Raw genomic sequence first — 17,997 nt, 5'->3', positions numbered from 1 at the left:
AAATAAAATACACATCAACGAACGGATGGTTGCCAACGCCGTTGCCAGGCCAGCAACTGCAGAACGGCCCAAAGCTGCTGGGCATAATGACCACGGCCCTTCAAATGCAGGTGCCACAGCTTTCGAATGGCTGCTGCGTTTAGCATGGGAAGCGCAGACAAACTGACAGAGGAAAGCAGGTCTTCCGCCCACTCCCTCAATGGCCCACGTAACCAATCATCCAACGGAATCGCAAAACCCATCTTGGGCCGCTCAATCAACTCCCGGGGCACATGTCGATAAAGTATCTGGCGCAAAGCCCACTTGCCTTCGCCGTTTCGAACGCGCATGTCCAGTGGTAACTGCCAGGCTGCTGCGAATACAGCTGGGTCAAGGAAGGGCGCCCTAACCTCAAGGCTACTGGCCATACTGGCTCGATCTACCTTAACCAGCACGTCATCTACCATGAAGTTGAGGGTATCCATCAACATCATCCATTCCACCTGATCAAACCCCACCAAGGCAGGGTATAAATCCTCAACGGGATTTCCAGATCGGTAGTCCGGCCTTAATAGTTGCTCGGGGTGGCGATTCATAGACGCCAGGCCACCATAAAGAGCCCGGTCTGTGCTGCAAGCAAGCACATCTGCCAATTTGTAGAGCTTTTCGCCAAAGGTGCGAACCTGGTATCTGGAGGGCAGAACCTTGCTGCCCATCGCCATCACGCCATCGTATCCAGACGAGGGCACAAGTTTCAGCATACGCGCCAGCGCCTGCCGTATGGGCAGCGGCATACGGCTTAACTTGCCCCACACCTTTGGCACCCAAATATGGCGATTATAACCACCGAACAGCTCATCGCCTGCATCGCCGCTTAAAGCAACCGTCACATGCTGCCTAGTAAGCGCGGATATCAGGCAAGTGGGCAATTGGGATGAATCAGCAAATGGCTCATCGTATAACTCAGGCAACTTAGGAACGAGTTCCAAAGCCATTTGGGAAGTCGCGCGGAGCGTCGAGTGATCTGTACCAAGATGCGCCGCCACAGCGGCTGCATGCGCAGACTCATCGTAACGGGGGTCGTCAAACCCAACCGAAAAGGTACGAACCTTTTGGCGACTCTGGCTTTGCATCAGCGCCACAATTAACGAGCTGTCTACACCACCAGAAAGAAAGGCCCCAAGTGGTACATCTGCCGCCATTTGCTGGCCAACCGAAGCAACCAACGCCGGCTCAACATTGTTCAAGGCAATTTCAGGGCTATTATTTCGGCCTTCCAGTGCAGTGCGTGCCGCCTCAACTGCAGACCACCACTGAACCACCTTAGGCAGCACACCGTTACGGGCATCCAGGAGAGAAACTTTTATTAAACAGCCCGGTGGTAGCTTCAACACATCTTTGAAAATGCTTTGCTGACCACCCACACAACCAAAGCGGAGATAGTTCTCTAACACATTGGGGCCAATCTCGCCCTGCCACCCTGGTGCCCGCTGCAATGCTTTAAGCTCCGACCCAAATACCAGGGCGCCTGCTACCAAACCATAAAAAAGAGGCTTCTCCCCAAACCTATCCCGAGCCAATGTAAGCGTTTGTTCTTTGCGATCCCACAGGGCAATGGCAAACATACCGGTTGCCATTTCAAGGGTTTTCTGTACGCCCCATACCGTGAACGCACAAAGCAACGTTTCTGTATCTGAGTGCCCTTTCCACCCTGTTAATGCATCACCAGAAGATTCCAGTTTCTTGCGCAGCGCGTTGTGATTGTATATTTCACCGTTAAACACAACGACAAAGCGCCCACAATTGGATTGCATAGGCTGATGGCCTGCAGGCGACAAATCCACAATCGAAAGGCGCCGATGCCCCAACCCCAAGCCCACCGAAGGCTCTTCCCAAACGCCTGAACTATCAGGACCACGATAAAAAATCGCATCTGCCATCTGTTGCACGGCAGGCTTAAGAGCGATGTCTGATGGAACTCCTCTGAAAATACCGGTAATGCCGCACATAATTCAGGAGTTACCTCGCTGCGCGACACTTCGGAGAATCTCAGCTAATACCGGTGCCTGCACCTGCAGTGAGTACGTCTGCTCGACCGCTAGCCGCCCAGCTTCACCGAACTCCGACTGTAGATGCCTGGAACTCAGAATTTTTATCAAAGCCTCAGCCCATTCACTTACCGATTCAGCCATACCGGAAACAAAACCTGCTTCTGATTCTTCAGTCCACTGCTCAATATCTAACGGGATGCCTGGCAATTCCTCCTGCACGTTTTCTGTAGCTCTGATCATTAACAAACAAACTCCCGTTTCATCGCAAGCCCTTCTCAGAGCATCCCGAATATCCACAACATAACGCTCGGTAGAGGGCGAACTCCGTGTTACCCCGAATTACACATTGGCCGCTGAACCCTCAATTACCTCTTTCGCAGCAGCAAGAAACTCATCCTGATAGAGCGGTTTCGCCTGCCAATACTCAGCCGCTGCGTAGGACATACACCTATATCGTTCCGTGTCCGACAATAAGCCAAGCACAGTATTGACAGCAGTGACGTCGTCTTGAACGCATACTGCGTTTTTTCCATCAACACAGTACCGCGCAATCTCGCCAACCGGCGTTACAACAGGAACAAGGCCAATCTGCATTGCCTCAACCACTGACAAGGCCATGCCTTCATCGATGCTTGTTTGCAAGTAAAAGGATGCGCGCTTCGCGATGGTGTGGATCTCCGCCTGTGATCGTGCGCCGGCGAAGCTAACATTTTCCGCGATTCCCAGCTGCCTGGCCCGTGCTTTTAAATCATTCTCGACACCACAGTCTGGACCGATGATTTTGAAATGGGCATCTGGGGCAAGGGCCAAAATCTCTGAAAAGATCGTTAGTGCGCGCTCCAGTCCCTTTTGCTGGCTGAGGCGCCCCCAAAAAATGAACTCAGGGGTGGGCTCTGATATTTCAGGTAGGGGGCATCGATTAAGTAAGAACGAAATTACCCGGCCCTTATGCTGCCGGTTAGGCGGGACGCGCTGTTCTAATGTCGCAGCTGAATCTGCCCAGATACTATCGGCAAGGCGCATGGCGATCTGGTTCGCGATGCGGTCGAGCCAATGCACGTCCTGGGCTAAGTGTAAGAAAAGGACAGCCTTTTGTTTAGGCCGCGCTATCTTAAGCAAGATCATCACTAGTGCGCTGCGCCACAGGGAGGCGACCAACAGATCTGGTGGCTTGCGAAAGAGCCGCCAAAAGGCATGCAGGTATGGGCGCGGGTCGTAGAGGGACTGATCGGGGCCTTGATAGTTCGCAGGCCCACACGCGGCCCCTGAGCGATTGACCAGATATTGGCGTTCAAAGCGCAGCCCGCCATTAGCCTCGTTATGATCTCCGGCGTGTATGGACTTCGCCGCCACCTCGACCCCTCCAATTGCGTCATAGGGGATCAGCTGTACGATGCGTTTCATATGCCCAACAACCGGAAATGCTCCGCCAGAACGGCGTCCTCCTGAAAGGGTTTGATCGCTTCGGCCAGAACTTCGGCCGGCACGGGATTGCGCAGCGCGCTCTCGATTCCGGCGGCAAGTGCGGCTATATCGTTCATGGGAACGAGATAACCGTATCGACTGCTTTCGAGGATCTCTCGAGGACCTGTTGGGCAATCGGTCGCGACAGGGGTGCAGCCTGCCAGCATGGCCTCGATCATAACGTTTGGCATGCCCTCGAGCAGCGATGACAGCACGAAAACGTTAGCGTGTGCAAAATATTTGAGCGGATTTTTGACATGCCCCTCTAGTTTGATGCTTTCACTCATGCCCAGCCGATCAATGAGCGATTGCAGCTCCGCGCGCTGTGCGCCCTCGCCAAAGATCGACAGCCGGACGGGCTGCTTTTTGGATACAATGTGAACGGCGGAAATCAGATCGGAAAAGCCCTTCCATGGCCCCAATTGCCCTGCTGCGACGAGGACGGGAACAGTTGGATCGTTGAACCACGGGTGATCTACAGGCTCCGCAATCCGGGCATGGGCTGCAGGAGTATCCACGATATTGTATACGCAGACATGCGGAGCATTACGAAACAAGGTGCGGTACTGTTCGACCATCCCCTTTGAAACGCATGTTAGTACGTCCGCACGCCAGATTACCGCGCGCATAACCTGTTTAAGAAACCAGCGTTTGGTAAAAGGACGATTACTATAAGTGTCAAAAGGAGTCACTCGTGAAGATGCACTGATCTTCACCTTAGATCGTGCCAGAATAGCGCTGATTAGGACTATCGCATTCAGATGATCCTCAGCCGTAAAAAAAACATCTGGATTTCTTCGTCGAAGATATTTTATAAGTATTGGTAGCAGATCGCGAGCCTGCGGCGTATCAAGCAAAATCGTGTTAACGCCCTCAACTTTCGGCATGGTGTATTCTTCAGACACAAAGCCTACAACCAAATCTACGTCATAACCTCGTTCAGCTAGCGCCTTTGCTAATCGTATTTGAGCTAGGGGGACGCCGGAAATCGCGTAACGCGCCATCATGACGCAGATTCGTTTAACTTCATTCATAATAAGTGTTGTATATCCCTATAACAGACTATCGGGCTCGACTTTTTTCTAATGAAATTTTTAATTTTATGTAACTTTGTTTATTTAAAAGAGTGTTACCTAACGTTCTTACTTTTAATCCGCAGAAAATACTGACGCGCCCATTCAGCAATTAAGTAGCACCGGGGAAACCGGAGAAATACCGCGTCAACGCGCCTCAAATACGGAATAAGTTCTGATTTATTATTGATATTTCGTATCTGCAATAAGATATCAGCAAGATGGATACTCTTGAGCCGCAATTCCAAAGTACAGAACACGATAGACCTAGCCAATTGTACACGCAACAAGTCAGTTGCAGGGTTTTCCCGCATACGCGATAGGCTCTTGAAAAAATTTACCAATGTTGCGACATGCTCTGGTCGATGGTTGCTTGTGGTACCAGCAGGGTTGGAACGATATGCGATCAACGGTAAATCCAATAATACGATACTGCATAATTCTAAAAAAAGGTAAGGCAGAGTAATCAAATCCTCATAAAAAACACGCTCACTGGGGAAGGGATGATCAAGAAGCAATTTCTTGCGATATGCGCGCGTACAAGGAAACCATTTACCCGTTCCGAATATATCGTAGCGGACCTCATCAAGCGTATAACGCCCTGCGGGACTTTGGTGACTTAGAATAATCTCACCTTTTGTCTCGTCACTACCTTCGAATAGGACCAGATGGAACTGAACAATCTGCGGCTCACTCGTCCTGATTGCCGTGAGAACAGTATCGAAGTACCCCGGCAGCAGAATATCGTCACTATCGAGAAAGCCAATATATTGCCCGCGGGCAGCACGGACGCCTATATTACGTGCTTCGCCTGGCCCGGAATTGCCAATCTGTATCAGTAAAACTTTTCCTTGTTGAAGCTCTTTAGCAAAGCACTCCTTTACGATACTAACACTCTCATCGCTGGAGCCGTCATCGACTAAGATCAATTCGCAATCAGACGTCATCTGATCTCGAACAGAAACAAGGCAGTCTTTAAAAAAGACCGCAGCATTAAAGAACGGCACGACAAGGGAAAGCACTGGATTTTTCATAGGGTCAGCGCACCATATCGCGCAGAAAACTGCGCAACCCGTTAAATTCGGCGTAATCGCGGCGCACTAACATTGCCAGCGCCTGGAGCCTCCGGGCCAAAGCGCCCGATTGGGCCAGATTCTGGCGGGCGCTGAGCGCCCGATGTTCGCGTTCCAACCGAACTAGCGCAGCGGTCACCGACTCTTGATCTTGGCGGTCAAGGCGGGCGGCTACTACTTCGGACAGGCGCGCCCGCAGGCCCATGTTCAATGCGATACGCTCGCCGTAATCTGTAGCAGGCCGAGTACGCATCTGCGCCTTCAACACATCCAATGGTTTGATCTTCTTGCTGCTATTTACGACCCACTCAGAGGTGTTCGAGTCGTGGCGACGAATGATTTGAAGGCAGTCATTCGTAACGATTCTGCGGCCCTCAAATAAACTACACAGTTTGTGGAGCCAAATGTCGTGCCCAATTACGTCATCTGGAATCGGTAAAGCAATCAACAGGAATTCGCGGCGCACCATACTCAGTGCACCTGTGATCGTATAGTCCGAGGACCCATAACCTGAGCGAATCTGCCCCATCTTCGTTAAACCTGTCGGGTAACCAGTTTGATTCGTGAGCTGCCCATCATGTACTAGGACCCAGCATTTAGACTCTTCGACAGCTAAAGCGAGAGCACGTTCGATTTTGTTGTAAAACCAAGCATCGTCTTGGTCGGACACAAAAACTATATCACCAGAACAGAGCGACAAGGCCTTGGCAAAATTCTGTGTATATCCGAGATTATGATCATTACGGATGACACGCACCGAAAACGGAGCAGTCTTCACGAATTCAGTAATAATGGAAAGGGTATCGTCAGTCGATCCATCATCACAAATGACCACCTCGTCGGGGCGCCGTGTTTGTTTAACATAGCTATCAAGCTGTTCTTGAAGATGAAGCGCACCATTATAGGTCGTTAGGGCGATGGACACTGTTACAAGTTTCACTGTTTTAGATAGCTCTCAGATTAGTATGGGTATTTTTAGTGTATTAATTCAGAAATTTACTCCAGCGAACGTATGATTAGCGCTAGATTTTGTGCTGGCTCAATTTTTAGTTTAAAAATAATTTGGCCTAATTTTAGATGTTATTAATATCTTCATTATTATTTTTGACAAATAAAAATAAGACATCTTCCTACAGTCAAAGATCCTCTTAAATTACCTTTGGTCTTTGAAATAGTAATGAACCGCTTTCTTTTCTAATTTCCCAGAAGGGATCAACCTGCCTATCCGATCTATCAGCGTATCTTGGGCATTGTATTTTTATGCGTATTCTCGGTTTCGAAGAAGGTCAGTCGCTCGACGGAAGAAGTGAAATCTATGGCAATAGAATCATTATCATTAATATTAGAAATTTACTGAGAAATCCCCTAATATTATCAACACCTTCATAATTTTATAAGCATCTTTATCTTCTTGGCCCACCCCAACAACACATAAGCAGGATAAAATAAATTTTTTCCTTGGAAAACCCTTGCCTCTAAGAAGAAGTACCAATTTGCCAGCATTTTCCCTCTATGGGGCTGAACAATAAAGCCAGGATTGTTGCTGGACATCGTTCCAGGCATCAACTTATAGTCGACCGACTTTTTCCAAAGGCAATAATTTACACTCAGCTGATCTCTATGGCTATGCGATTTAACATTACTCCACCAGAGATCCATAACGCTTTGTAGTGATATGTCACTATGCTTTCTCAGCATAACCCCGGTTTCAACTAACCCATTTTTTTCAGGATAACCATCTTCTAAATACAAGTTAACCTGACGTTCAATTATATCGCCGCTCTCTTTCAAGCTTCGCCGACATGCCTTAGCCTCTTCATAGACACAACTGCGCACCCGGTGTTTCACCAAAATAATAGTATCTTTTTCAGCTATACAATTTAAAATATAATTAAGAAATTCAGCTGAAAAAACAACACTACCATCGACCCAAATAGAATAGTCATAATTACTTAAGTATTTATGAGGATTTATTTTAACATCTCTACACTTTAAGACTGCAGATTTTTCTGCCGAAGGGTTCTTTATAATTTGCCATCCATTTTTATATTTTTTACTTATCGTATTTGAAAAACACACGTAGTGAAAGTCATTAAAACCATAAGGCGTTGGACTCAAAAAGTCATATTCGTTTTCTATAGCAGTATAAACTAAAACTTTTCTCATATGCATATTCTCATAAGCTGCTAAGACTTTTCTGATTCTCGAATTTTTGTTACAGCTTACTTCGTCCGCCAAGAAAATCTCGAAGGATGGATCGCACTCCGTTAGCACTACGGTAGCCACCTCCAGCCGCAAAACCCACAATAGCAAAAACTCGTTGACAGAATCGCTTTTGACGAAAATTAATACGAGTTTCTATAATGTCAAATGGCTGATCATTCTCTCGCAACATTTCAGAAAGACCGGGATGAAACTCAAGGGGTGCATTCATTAAAGCGTGCCGAATACCTTGGCTGAGCAATTTCCGCTGCTCTAATTCAAATAACTCCACTTTATCATCAGTGCGAGACAGAAGATTTCTCTTAGCATGGAAAAATGCATGCCATCGTGTAACCTTGGTAGTTCGGTTTGCAATAAATTGAGACTCATTCGAATCATGTCGGCGATAATATTGAAGCGGCTCGTCGCAAATAAATTTTTTATTTAATTGATCAGAAAATCCAACAATCCAGTTATCGTGAGCTTTGAAGCCTGGCAAGATAGGCATACAAATATTCAATAACTCTCGCCGAACCGCACAACAACATCCCATAACAAACGCATTATCTGAAAACCCTGCCGAGCGTATCTGTCCAAGTTTAGTTAGACCGACACTCTCTAAATTCTTATCAGTGAGAACCGCATCATTCATCAACACTAGTGCACCGGGGTTCTGCTCAGCTAAGCAAACCATGTGTTCGATTTTTTCTGGGAACCACAGATCATCTTGATCACTCAAAAAAACCAAGTCACCTGTGGTTTTCATTAAAGCAGCGTTAAAATTTCCGCAGTATCCCAGGTTCCGTTCATTACGATAAAACTTGACCGTAAAGGGCGCGGTTTTGGCGAATTCGCGAACGATGGTTTCGGTCTCGTCGGTGGAGCAGTCGTCTGTGATGATTAGTTCATCCGGTTGCCGGGTCTGGTCTAGGAAGCTTTCGAGTTGCTCTTGTATGTATTGGGCACCGTTGTAGGTGGCCATGGCTATGGAGATTTTCATTGTTTTTTTTCAGCCGTCTTTTAGATATCCGATTAACCCACAAAATAGCGTTCAACAATAGTTACAAACCTATCAACAGAATCGACGCCTCGACTTTCTGCTTCGGCAAGATGATCAAGAAGTTTACTTCTCGTCTCAACAGCCCAGAAAACATCTTCCCATCCATAGGCAATCCCAAAGCGAATTTCGATTTCGGGCCGCCACCCCTCTTTAGATAGCCCTTTCTGTGGAACCACTATTGGAATACACCCACACATTGCCGCATACCGACAATACATTGTGTAAAGGTCATAGCAAATGAAATACTTACACTCATTAAAAATCTTCGCCAGCTCTACATGAGCAAAGCCATCCACGTTTTGGGCACCGGCCTCATGATAATTTAGAGTTCTATCACGGCCTTTTCGAACCATATAACATTGACCTGAACGATCACCTTCATTAGATTTTTGGTAAACATCTGACTTTAATTCTGTAACATTCAGACGGCGATATTTATGGGGGTTCAACGCCCAGTCATTGAAGGCCTCATGATAGTAAAAGAACAAATCGCTATCACCGAACTCTGTCACGCCACTTATCACGCCTGGTTTATTTAATAGCCATCTAACAACACAAACTGCCCCCAATGGGTTGCCTGAAGTGATTTCCGGGTAGATAACAATTGCACTTTTAATGTCTCGGTTTCTTGCAACGTCTAATTGGTATGGCGAACTGAAATTCCTATGCTTCACTAAGTTACCCACCAAGAACTTCTTCCATCTAGCAAGTTTTACCCAGCCGCGCCAAGCTTTCAATTCAAATATCGAAGGTTTTGGTTGTGGCCATATTAACGCAACATGCCCTGCTTCCCGAAGCATGCTGGCCAACTTATGAAGGACAATAATACCTCCACTATTATCTCGATACACTGGCGTCCAAATAATAAACTTCAAAATATATTTTTCCCAATTCGAATATTTTAAGCGTGCCTATACGATGGTGGCTTTTCGAGCTTTAACTTTCTTAAGCAGCAAACCTATACCTTCAACGCGAATCAACAGAGATACCGCGATATAGGTTGCCAATCCAACAAGGCCACCGCCAACAATCCATAGAGGTAAACTGCGCTCACCCTGCTCAACGAAACACCAAGACGCAAATCCTGAAACTAACGCGGCAAAGATTGGTTTTATAACATCCTTAACCTGATCAATTAAAGAATATCCAACTAACCGAGCAGAAAAGTAGGTATTAGGAATAAGCGCAAGAAACGACCCAATAACTTGGCTAACGACAATCCCAAACACCCCGTAAGGGAAGCGCTGATCAAATCGTGATTCCCTGCCGGAGTGAGCTCCACTCAAATTTCAGCACGATTGCTGGCCGATTCGAGAGCCAGAATCATTAAATGTCCTGTTTTCAGGTTATAAAAGCCCTTTTACGGCCAAAATTCCGCCTTTCAGGCAGATATCAGGCGCTTTGAGCCGGATTTATCCTGCGAGCGAGTATCAGGTTGCCCAGAGCGAACAACGTAAACAGCTGCGCAGTGTTCTTTAACAGCCCCCGGTAGCGCACCTTCCGATGCCGAAACAGGTTCTTGACCACGTGGAAGGGATGCTCCACCTTGGCCCGAATCTGGGCTTTGGCTCGCTCGAACCGGGTCACCAGGTTTTTGCGCGGGCCCTCTGTCATTTTCTTGAGCTTGCCGCGTTTCTCCGCCACGTGCCAGGCAACGTTCTTATCCTTAAGCTCGTCACGCTTTGCCACACCGGTGTAACCCGCGTCAGCAAACACATCGCTTTCTTCACCATGCAACAGGCGCTCGGTCTCGGTGATATCCGCTACATTGGCAGCCGTGCCCGTTAGACTGTGGACCAGTCCAGAGTCCGTATCCGTGCCAATATGCGCCTTCAGTCGGGTAAGGACAGTGTGTTACCACACCCTCCTCCCCTAAGAACCGTACGTGAGAGTCACCCCTCATACGGCTCAAGCCTTTCAACAGCCTAAATATGACCGGGCCTCACTACGGAAAATAGGTCGATGGCGGCGCTCCAGGTAAGCGGTCCACAACGGATCATAGGGATTCACTGCACTGCGTATTTTAATGTGTCGTACGATCCGAACTGTCGCCGCCGAGAACAGCCGCAACCGTTGGCTTATGCCATTAATTCGATCATCAGACGCAAACACCCAGTGCCTTGCTCCTTCGACGTGGAAATATTTTTGCTTTACCCATTTAGCACCTTTCATGGCGTGCCGACGCACAGCCCATCGCCACAGAATTCGCCAAATCTGAGGGTCTATCCATGCAAAGCGAGCCTTCGACACAATGTGGCGGTGATACATTGCCCAACCTCGGATCACCGGGTTGAGATTCAGAATCAGATTCGCCTGTGTCGCTGCTTTGTTTCCATTCACGATTTCTCGGACCTTATCCACAAGCGCCTTCACGCTTTTACGGGCAGGGGTAATAAGCAGTTTGCCCGAATACTTTCGGATATTTTGGCCCAAAAAATCGAAACCTTGTGCGATATGCGTGATCCGAGTTTTCTCGTCCGAGAGCTCTAAGCCCCGCGCCCTCGAGAACACCTCGATTGCCGGGCGAACTTGGTGTTGCAAGACCTCTTTCGAGGCCCCAGTTACGATAAAGTCATCGGCATATCTCACGACGTGAATTTTAAACGGGCGTCGAGGGCTGCTCGTCGGAGCTACACTCATGTTGATTGCCTGTTCAAGTCCATCCAGCGTCAAATTCGCCAGCACCGGGGAGATAATTCCACCTTGTGGTGCTCCGGCTTCCGTAGCGAATAAGGTTTCTTCCTCTACATACCCTGCTTCAAGCCATTTACGCAGCACGACTTTATCCATGGCAATGTTTCGGAGCAGCCACTCGTGGCTGATGTTGTCGAAACACCCGCGAATGTCGCCCTCCAGCACCCACTTGGCGGATGTTTGCTTTGCGAGCGCATTGAAACAATGTGCGATGGCGTCTGCCGTTGAACGCTTGGGTCTGAAACCCTAGGAGTTCGGATCTGCTTGAGTTTCGGCAACCGGTTCCAAAGCGAGCTTCCACAAGGATTGCATCGCTCTGTCTCGCATCGTCGGTATCCCTAGCGGACGTTTCTTTCCATTGCTCTTGGGTCTGTAGATACGTCTTAGCGGTTGCGGTCGATAACCGCGATGCTTCAACGCCAGTGCTCCCTTTAATTTGGCGGCCGGAGTCGACCAAACCTTGCCATCGATCCCCGGTGTTCTTTTACCTCGATTTTCCGTCACTCTCTTTACCGCAAGTCATTTGCCGCAATAAGAGCGAGTCAGCAGACGCTGCAAGGCTTTCACCTTACCCCATCTGCTTTCCTGTGTTGCCTTGGCGATACGCTCTTGGAGTTGTCTTACTTCCTTCTCAGCTTTTCTCCAGTCTGTCTGGAGCCATAACCGTTCAGAATGCGAGGGCGCACCAGTACCCGAGACCGGCGCTTGCACGCTGATTTCTGGTTCCGTCATCTGCTTTCCCTCATTAAACAATTGCTCAAGTTATCTCGCCATGAAAGACCTTGTGGAAGTCTGCTCGCTTTCGCGCCGGATAATGTTTCAATCCATATTCCCTCGATTACGGAGAGATCTTCGCTTTTTCCACATTCCTTTACCCGCAGCACCCACAGTGTTCCTCGCGGTTCACCTGCCATTTATGGCGATACTACGGGCTTACCCTGTTCCACATGTATTTCAGAGCGGGGCGGACCTCTCCATTTCGCCGGCGGTACCGTATTCACGATGGGCTATCGGTAAGAGCCCATACCTGACCGCACACCTTTTTGGTTCAAGCCTATCAGCATCTTTGGCTTGTCTGGCATGACGACGTTTATAAGAGATTCACATCTGTTGGCCGTAGCCGCTCGTCCCTAGCTCCTTTCCGCCTCGATGCTGGCAGATTATGTCGTTCCTCACGGGTCGACATACCGACTGAGTCGGCGGTTACATTGTCCCCGAAGCTTCGCACGGTGCTGTTACCGGCTCCGCACGTCCGGGTAGGGAACGGTTGGTGAAACAACCGGTTTCGTCAGGTAGACGTACCCTGCGAAACAGAAATACATGCGACTTTCAGGTCGCACTGCCGAAGTACCACTCGTTGCCTTTTTTGGTCTGGTGCATTTCTGGCGGTCCGCCGATGCGGTCCCGCGCCTTCGCTTTATTCTTGGTGGAGGGCGGTGCCGCAATAATAGTGGCATCCACGATCGTACCCTCGCGCATGAGCATGCCGCAGTCAGCCAAGTGGCCGTTGATCTGCTCGAAGATCACCTGGGTTAAGGCCTGCTTTTCCAGTAAGTGGCGGAACTTCAACAGCGTCGTGGCATCCGGGACCGATTCCACAGCCAGGTCAATCCCAACAAAATTGCGCAGCGCCTGGCTGTCATAGATGGCGTCTTCCAGCGCTTCGTCCGCCAAGGCATACCACTGTTGCACAAAGTACATCCGCAGCATGCGCTTGAAAGGTATTGGGGGGGCGGCCCCGTTTACCGCGCGAATCAGGATAGTAGTATGGTGAAAGAGCTTTCAGCCGCCTCGACCAAGGCACGGCCTACTCCATTTCTGCCAAAAATCGCTCACGGCGGGTCGTCTTTTTCTTGGCAGCAAACTCTGCCTGGGCGAAACTCGTTTGCTTCATGGCAGTCTCTGGCTACTCCTGAGGAAAGGCTACCATTCTACTAAACTGGCAAAGTCAGGGGAATAAATCAGTGTTTCCATAGGTCTGGGCAAAGGCGCCCTCGATAGCCTCGCGAACAAACTGCTCTTGGTTGTAGGCAAACAAGGCAAAGGTCACCAGCGGATTTCCGCTATCACTCATGCGTCATATCAAACTTGAAAAAATATCGCCGCGCCATATACCAGGCGCTTGAGAGGTGCGCCCAATCACACGACCGTGACCGGCAAGGCCAACCGAGCACCACAAGTCGCAGCGTTAACAATGATAATGCCAGCCAGATCAATGGCGCTCATCGCTTGTCTCTCCATATGTTTATCAAATATTTTATGAACATACGTGCAACCCAAGAAAAGCCAACTCTCTTGATCATTCCAGTGAGTTCCATAGGGCCGGGTATACCGTCTTCGAATCTAATAGCGACGTCGTACTTGTGCAAGGCTAATGTGGCAGCTGCCTCAACAACAGAATTCGAAAACACCTTCAAGTCGTCCAGCCGTTGCAGCGCATCTGTACGCAGGCGCCTGAGCAAGACCATCCTCTTTGAGGTATTTCGTGAAGTCGGCCCAAAGTAACTGGCAGTGATCCCTACCCCGTATCGATATAGCACCAAAGGTCGATCGATGTAGGTCACGGGCCTGCCGGCCAGTAGTGACCGGAAGGTAAGCGCCAGATCTTCATGGACCAAGCCCTCACTAAAGTCACCATAACTATTGAAAAGACACCTGTCCCACGCTTCGGTTGCCCCGATGACATGAGCATTGTTAACAATCGCTGACTCCGCGGATGTTAGCTCCTCTAGCGCTGAATGGCCCCTCTCCCCAATCAATGCGCCAGCCTCTGTGATCATGATGCGTGCAGAGTGCAACAGCCCGGATCGCTTCCCGTTTGCCAGCCACGCCTCAACCAGCCGGCTGACGCGGTCGGGTTTTGAAATATCGTCTCCGGCAGCCGCAACTACCAACTCGCCCTTAGCCAACCTGTTTAAATTATTTATATGGCCACCGACATTGAGATTCCGTACGTTACGATTGAGCACTATTGAATGCAGCCCAGCATAGCGGTCAGCCATCTCACGCATGATCTCGAATGTCGCATCGCTGGAGCAGTCGTCGCTCAGGATGATCTCCAGCGGGGAATAATCCTGACTCAACGCCGCGCCTACCGCCTCGCGGATATAGTTCTCCTGATTATAGGCAAGCAGCGCGAAAGTGACGAGCGGACGCTCCAGCAGGGTTTGGGGCGCTTGAGTCATAGATTTCTCGGGAATGTTTTATCGGTCGAGAGATCATCTGGAATGATGAACTCCAAAGGTTAATATATTTGAGAGAACGTACCTTTAAATGCATCTTCTACATAGGCAGATTAGTCACAAATTAAAATCACAAGCCGGTTGAGATGGTCTGTAAAGCGTTTGAAGTATCGCGGTCCAGCTATTACGACTATCGCCGCAGACGGTCCGTAGTGAGCGCCGAGCGAGTGGTTCTGCGTAAGCAATGGGATGGACTCCTCCTCACCTAACCGGCATCTGCGTGCCAAAATGGTGAGTGAACAACCAATCAGATATAGGCGCGCGCAGTAACCACACGCCCAGCATGGCCACCGCCCCTGCACCAGGTGGGCTGCCAATAAAACACGGCGAACACGACTTAGCGCCTGCTCTTCACCCTTAACGCTGGCAATCTGCCGCACGCCGCTGGAGCCCATGCCCAAACCGGCAGCCGTAGACATTAGCCCTTGCAGGCTGTTGTAGATGCTGAGTAAACCAATGCCGGCTGGCCCAAGAAGGATCGCCAGTACTTTCATCCGCAGAATGGAAATCAGGATATTGATAGATTTCGCACTGCCAATAACTATCATGGACTTTATCAAGCCGCGTGATGACACTTTATAAATTCCTAATCACAACAGCAGGATTTCCAGCAATTAAGCAGTTTGCTGGAAAATCCCCTGCAAGAACCGCACCTGCCGCGACAACGGATCCTGAACCGATCTTTGTATTCTTCAAGATCACGACCCGTGAGCCGATAAACACATTGTCAGATATGATAACATCTCCAACGCTGACCGGACCCCCACTATGACGAGAGTTCGGATCTAAGCTGTGAAAATTGCTGTCAAGAATTACCACATCATGCCCTATTAGACATCGGCGCCCAATATCAATGGTGCGTTTTTCGGCTATCGCCGCGAAGCCGTTATTAATCCATGTACCACTGCCAATGTTAATAGAGGCGCCTGCCCCTCTGCTATCGAGGTAACAATATGTGGACCAGAAGCCTGGTGAAGAACTAACACCAATTTTGACGTTTTTCCCAAATGTTATTGAACCTAACCCACTAAAAAAAACCGGTTGATTTTTTTCGGGCCGCCCAATAATTCTATCGTTGGTTGAAAAAAGCGAGAACCGAAGAACTCGCATCAGTCTATTCAATCTTCGAAACAAGCCCTTCGTCAGATGCTTAAATCTTAATTTAGGCATTCAATTACCGCTTTTTGATCCACTAAATCTATCTGCGGCCCCATCGGCAAACTCAACACGGTTTGATGCATATTCTCTGTAACCGGGTAATGCTCGGTATGCCAGCACTCGTAAGCCTTCTGCTGATGTGGCGGTATCGGGTAATGAATCAGCGTTTGCACCCCCTGCTCGGCCAAATGCTTCTGCAACGCATCGCGCTGGGGTGAGCGCACAACAAACAAATGCCAAACGTGGTTTTCACGGTTGGCTACTGCGGGTAACTGAATGCTGGGATGATCAATGTGTGCGAGGTAATACTCTGCTACTTCACGGCGGCTCTGAATTTCTTCATCCAGATGCTGCAGTTTTACTCTGAGCATGGCGGCTTGAATCTCATCCAGCCGGCTGTTTACGCCTTGGTACAGATTTTCGTATTTCTTGTGGCTACCGTAATTACCCAACGCCCGGATGGTTTTGGCCAGGGCTTCGTCATCGGTGGTAACGGCACCCGCATCCCCCAGTGCGCCGAGGTTTTTGCCCGGGTAAAAGCTAAACCCCGCAGCGTGGCCCCAACTGCCGGCTTTACGGCCATTTATGGATGCACCGTGCGCTTGGGCGGCATCTTCCAATACCAATAGGCCGTGTTCATCTGCCAGTTGCATTAACTCACTCATAGGGCATATCTGGCCGTAGAGGTGAACAGCAACGATGGCTTTGGTGTTGGGGGTAATGGCGGCAGCGGTTTTTTTAGGGCACAAGTTAAATGTGGCCTCGTCTGGCTCGACCAGCACGGGTTTCAACCGGTTTTCGGTGATGGCCAGTATGCTGGCGATATACGTATTGGCTGGCACGATAACTTCATCGCCCTCTTTCAGTTTGCCCATTTCTTTCCAGGCCCTGAGGGTGAGCGTTAGCGCGTCCAGCCCATTGGCTACGCCTATACAGTGCTTACTGCCGCAGTAATCAGCGAACTCTTGTTCGAAGGCTTTTACTTCGGTGCCCTGGATGTACCAGCCAGAGTCAATAACTCGGGTGGCGGCGGCTACGAGTTCGTCGCGGTATTGGGCGTTAATGGCTTTTAGGTCTAGGAAAGGAATCATTATTCAACGTACCTGATGATTCGAGCCGGATTGCCTATAACAACGGCTTTCGGAGGAACATCCTGAGTGACCACAGCCCCTGCCCCTACCATTGCACCTGCACCAACGGTAATACCGGGCAAAATCGTGGCATTTGCTCCAATGCTTGCGCTTTTACAAACTGTAATTCCGGCAAATTTTTCCGGATACTGTTTTGACCGAGGGTAAGGATCGTTTGTGAATGTTGCATTAGGACCAATGAAAACATCATCTTCCACACGAGTACCGTCCCAAAGCTGAACGCCAGATTTCACGGTTACTCTATCGCCAACAACCACATCGCCTTCAATAAGGGCTTGGGCGCAAATGTTGCAGTTCTGGCCAATTTTTGCACCTTTAAGGATGACTACAAATTGCCAGACCTTTGTGCCTTGCCCTATGGTGCAGTCTGCAACGTCTGCAAGTGGGTGGACAAAGCTCATTGGCTCACCTGCTTCAGGAAATCGTCGTACTCTCGAATGTAGTCCGATTCATCATAGTGCTCGCTGGCAAGTACAAGCAGCACGCAGTCTTTGCTGAAATCATGCATTTCATGCCATACCATGTCTTCGATTACCACGCCCTTGGTTGGGGAGTCGATCCACACTTTCTCTCGAGTTGTGCCATCATCCAACACCATGCGGCATTTTCCGGAAACGCAGATGGCTATTTGTTTCAGGTTCTTGTGGGCGTGATAACCGCGGCTTACACCTTGTTCAGTGTGGTAGATGTAATACACCCGTTTGATATCGAAGGGGACAGCTTTATCCAATTCAACTTCAACGGCAACCAGGCTGCCGCGTTCATCTCCAAGGCTCTGAAAATCAATCCACTTAATCAAGCTCATATTGGTTTTTTAACCTTCGAATTCTGATTGACAGTGTCGATGCTC

18 protein-coding genes and 3 pseudogenes are annotated in these 17,997 nt (G+C 49.2%); all 21 read right to left on the bottom strand.

The features are described from left to right. Positions 1 to 14: 14 nt before the first annotated feature. Positions 15 to 1,988 carry an asparagine synthase (glutamine-hydrolyzing) gene (gene asnB, locus MIH19_RS05890; protein WP_249007977.1) on the bottom strand — a complete coding sequence of 658 codons (1,974 nt, stop codon included), beginning with the start codon at positions 1,986 to 1,988 and terminating at the stop codon, positions 15 to 17. A 3-nt stretch (positions 1,989 to 1,991) separates the two neighbouring features. Next, positions 1,992 to 2,270, bottom strand: coding sequence for a hypothetical protein (locus MIH19_RS05885; RefSeq protein WP_249007976.1), 279 nt, complete (start codon positions 2,268 to 2,270; stop codon positions 1,992 to 1,994). Positions 2,271 to 2,369: 99 nt separating this feature from the next. Further along, a complete protein-coding gene (locus MIH19_RS05880; RefSeq protein WP_249007975.1) occupies positions 2,370 to 3,434 on the bottom strand; it encodes a glycosyltransferase family 4 protein in 1,065 nt (354 codons plus the stop codon). Then, positions 3,431 to 4,528: a glycosyltransferase gene (locus tag MIH19_RS05875; protein WP_249007974.1), complete on the bottom strand. Its 1,098-nt coding sequence runs from the start codon at positions 4,526 to 4,528 to the stop codon at positions 3,431 to 3,433. Before MIH19_RS05875 ends, MIH19_RS05880 begins: the two co-directional genes overlap by 4 nt. Positions 4,529 to 4,623: 95 nt before the next feature. Then, on the bottom strand, positions 4,624 to 5,601 hold the full coding sequence (locus MIH19_RS05870) for a glycosyltransferase family 2 protein (RefSeq protein WP_249007973.1): 978 nt from the start codon (positions 5,599 to 5,601) through the stop codon (positions 4,624 to 4,626). 4 nt (positions 5,602 to 5,605) lie between these two features. Next, positions 5,606 to 6,580, bottom strand: a complete 975-nt coding sequence (locus tag MIH19_RS05865; RefSeq protein ID WP_249007972.1) for a glycosyltransferase — start codon at positions 6,578 to 6,580, stop codon at positions 5,606 to 5,608. A gap of 443 nt (positions 6,581 to 7,023) precedes the next feature. Beyond that, positions 7,024 to 7,806: a glycosyltransferase domain-containing protein gene (locus tag MIH19_RS05860; protein ID WP_249007971.1), complete on the bottom strand. Its 783-nt coding sequence runs from the start codon at positions 7,804 to 7,806 to the stop codon at positions 7,024 to 7,026. 49 nt (positions 7,807 to 7,855) lie between these two features. Next, a complete protein-coding gene (locus tag MIH19_RS05855) occupies positions 7,856 to 8,842 on the bottom strand; it encodes a glycosyltransferase family 2 protein (RefSeq protein WP_249007970.1) in 987 nt (328 codons plus the stop codon). A gap of 32 nt (positions 8,843 to 8,874) precedes the next feature. Then, positions 8,875 to 9,777, bottom strand: a complete 903-nt coding sequence (locus MIH19_RS05850) for a hypothetical protein (protein ID WP_249007969.1) — start codon at positions 9,775 to 9,777, stop codon at positions 8,875 to 8,877. Positions 9,778 to 9,813: 36 nt separating this feature from the next. Continuing rightward, the gene (locus tag MIH19_RS05845) at positions 9,814 to 10,188 is read right to left on the bottom strand and encodes a polysaccharide biosynthesis C-terminal domain-containing protein (RefSeq protein ID WP_249007968.1); all 375 of its coding nucleotides are present in this window, start codon (positions 10,186 to 10,188) and stop codon (positions 9,814 to 9,816) included. A 106-nt stretch (positions 10,189 to 10,294) separates the two neighbouring features. Further along, positions 10,295 to 10,738, bottom strand: a pseudogene (locus MIH19_RS05840) (IS5 family transposase); the annotation flags it as partial. Between the two features lie 81 nt (positions 10,739 to 10,819). Beyond that, positions 10,820 to 11,809 (bottom strand): reverse transcriptase domain-containing protein, encoded by a 990-nt coding sequence (locus tag MIH19_RS05835; RefSeq protein WP_249008952.1) that lies wholly within the window; start codon positions 11,807 to 11,809, stop codon positions 10,820 to 10,822. 33 nt (positions 11,810 to 11,842) lie between these two features. Beyond that, positions 11,843 to 12,328: pseudogene (locus MIH19_RS05830) on the bottom strand (reverse transcriptase N-terminal domain-containing protein). A 606-nt stretch (positions 12,329 to 12,934) separates the two neighbouring features. Then, positions 12,935 to 13,490: pseudogene (locus tag MIH19_RS05825) on the bottom strand (IS5 family transposase); the annotation flags it as partial. Between the two features lie 54 nt (positions 13,491 to 13,544). Then, complete coding sequence (locus MIH19_RS22415) at positions 13,545 to 13,670, bottom strand: hypothetical protein (RefSeq protein ID WP_283164102.1); 126 nt, start codon at positions 13,668 to 13,670, stop codon at positions 13,545 to 13,547. 148 nt (positions 13,671 to 13,818) lie between these two features. Further along, positions 13,819 to 14,781 (bottom strand): glycosyltransferase, encoded by a 963-nt coding sequence (locus MIH19_RS05820; protein ID WP_249007967.1) that lies wholly within the window; start codon positions 14,779 to 14,781, stop codon positions 13,819 to 13,821. Between the two features lie 110 nt (positions 14,782 to 14,891). Beyond that, on the bottom strand, positions 14,892 to 15,413 hold the full coding sequence (locus MIH19_RS05815) for a hypothetical protein (protein WP_249007966.1): 522 nt from the start codon (positions 15,411 to 15,413) through the stop codon (positions 14,892 to 14,894). Position 15,414: 1 nt separating this feature from the next. Beyond that, on the bottom strand, positions 15,415 to 16,008 hold the full coding sequence (locus MIH19_RS05810) for an acyltransferase (RefSeq protein WP_249007965.1): 594 nt from the start codon (positions 16,006 to 16,008) through the stop codon (positions 15,415 to 15,417). Then, positions 15,996 to 17,087 carry a DegT/DnrJ/EryC1/StrS family aminotransferase gene (locus MIH19_RS05805; protein WP_249007964.1) on the bottom strand — a complete coding sequence of 364 codons (1,092 nt, stop codon included), beginning with the start codon at positions 17,085 to 17,087 and terminating at the stop codon, positions 15,996 to 15,998. Before MIH19_RS05805 ends, MIH19_RS05810 begins: the two co-directional genes overlap by 13 nt. Beyond that, on the bottom strand, positions 17,087 to 17,548 hold the full coding sequence (locus tag MIH19_RS05800) for an acyltransferase (RefSeq protein ID WP_249007963.1): 462 nt from the start codon (positions 17,546 to 17,548) through the stop codon (positions 17,087 to 17,089). The genes MIH19_RS05805 and MIH19_RS05800 overlap by 1 nt, the downstream gene beginning before the upstream one ends. Further along, the gene (locus MIH19_RS05795) at positions 17,545 to 17,952 is read right to left on the bottom strand and encodes an FdtA/QdtA family cupin domain-containing protein (protein ID WP_249007962.1); all 408 of its coding nucleotides are present in this window, start codon (positions 17,950 to 17,952) and stop codon (positions 17,545 to 17,547) included. The genes MIH19_RS05800 and MIH19_RS05795 overlap by 4 nt, the downstream gene beginning before the upstream one ends. Between the last annotated feature and the right edge of the window lie 45 nt (positions 17,953 to 17,997).

Origin of the sequence: Marinobacter sp. M1C (assembly GCF_023314135.1) — a bacterium.
Lineage (GTDB): Bacteria > Pseudomonadota > Gammaproteobacteria > Pseudomonadales > Oleiphilaceae > Marinobacter.
Note: the sequence above shows the minus strand (reverse complement) of the source record. Positions and strands in the feature narration are given on the sequence as shown.

What these genes read in the sequence shown, in the direction of transcription:
- MIH19_RS05810 (WP_249007965.1), bottom strand. Translation starts at nt 16,008, where the DNA reads ATGCCTAAATTAAGATTTAAGCATCTGACGAAGGGCTTGTTTCGAAGA.
- MIH19_RS05855 (WP_249007970.1), bottom strand. Translation starts at nt 8,842, where the DNA reads ATGAAAATCTCCATAGCCATGGCCACCTACAACGGTGCCCAATACATA.
- MIH19_RS05800 (WP_249007963.1), bottom strand. Translation starts at nt 17,548, where the DNA reads ATGAGCTTTGTCCACCCACTTGCAGACGTTGCAGACTGCACCATAGGG.
- MIH19_RS05795 (WP_249007962.1), bottom strand. Translation starts at nt 17,952, where the DNA reads ATGAGCTTGATTAAGTGGATTGATTTTCAGAGCCTTGGAGATGAACGC.
- MIH19_RS05875 (WP_249007974.1), bottom strand. Translation starts at nt 4,528, where the DNA reads ATGAATGAAGTTAAACGAATCTGCGTCATGATGGCGCGTTACGCGATT.
- MIH19_RS05885 (WP_249007976.1), bottom strand. Translation starts at nt 2,270, where the DNA reads ATGATCAGAGCTACAGAAAACGTGCAGGAGGAATTGCCAGGCATCCCG.
- MIH19_RS05805 (WP_249007964.1), bottom strand. Translation starts at nt 17,087, where the DNA reads ATGATTCCTTTCCTAGACCTAAAAGCCATTAACGCCCAATACCGCGAC.
- MIH19_RS22415 (WP_283164102.1), bottom strand. Translation starts at nt 13,670, where the DNA reads ATGAGTGATAGCGGAAATCCGCTGGTGACCTTTGCCTTGTTTGCCTAC.
- MIH19_RS05860 (WP_249007971.1), bottom strand. Translation starts at nt 7,806, where the DNA reads ATGAGAAAAGTTTTAGTTTATACTGCTATAGAAAACGAATATGACTTT.
- MIH19_RS05870 (WP_249007973.1), bottom strand. Translation starts at nt 5,601, where the DNA reads ATGAAAAATCCAGTGCTTTCCCTTGTCGTGCCGTTCTTTAATGCTGCG.
- MIH19_RS05820 (WP_249007967.1), bottom strand. Translation starts at nt 14,781, where the DNA reads ATGACTCAAGCGCCCCAAACCCTGCTGGAGCGTCCGCTCGTCACTTTC.
- MIH19_RS05880 (WP_249007975.1), bottom strand. Translation starts at nt 3,434, where the DNA reads ATGAAACGCATCGTACAGCTGATCCCCTATGACGCAATTGGAGGGGTC.
- asnB (WP_249007977.1), bottom strand. Translation starts at nt 1,988, where the DNA reads ATGTGCGGCATTACCGGTATTTTCAGAGGAGTTCCATCAGACATCGCT.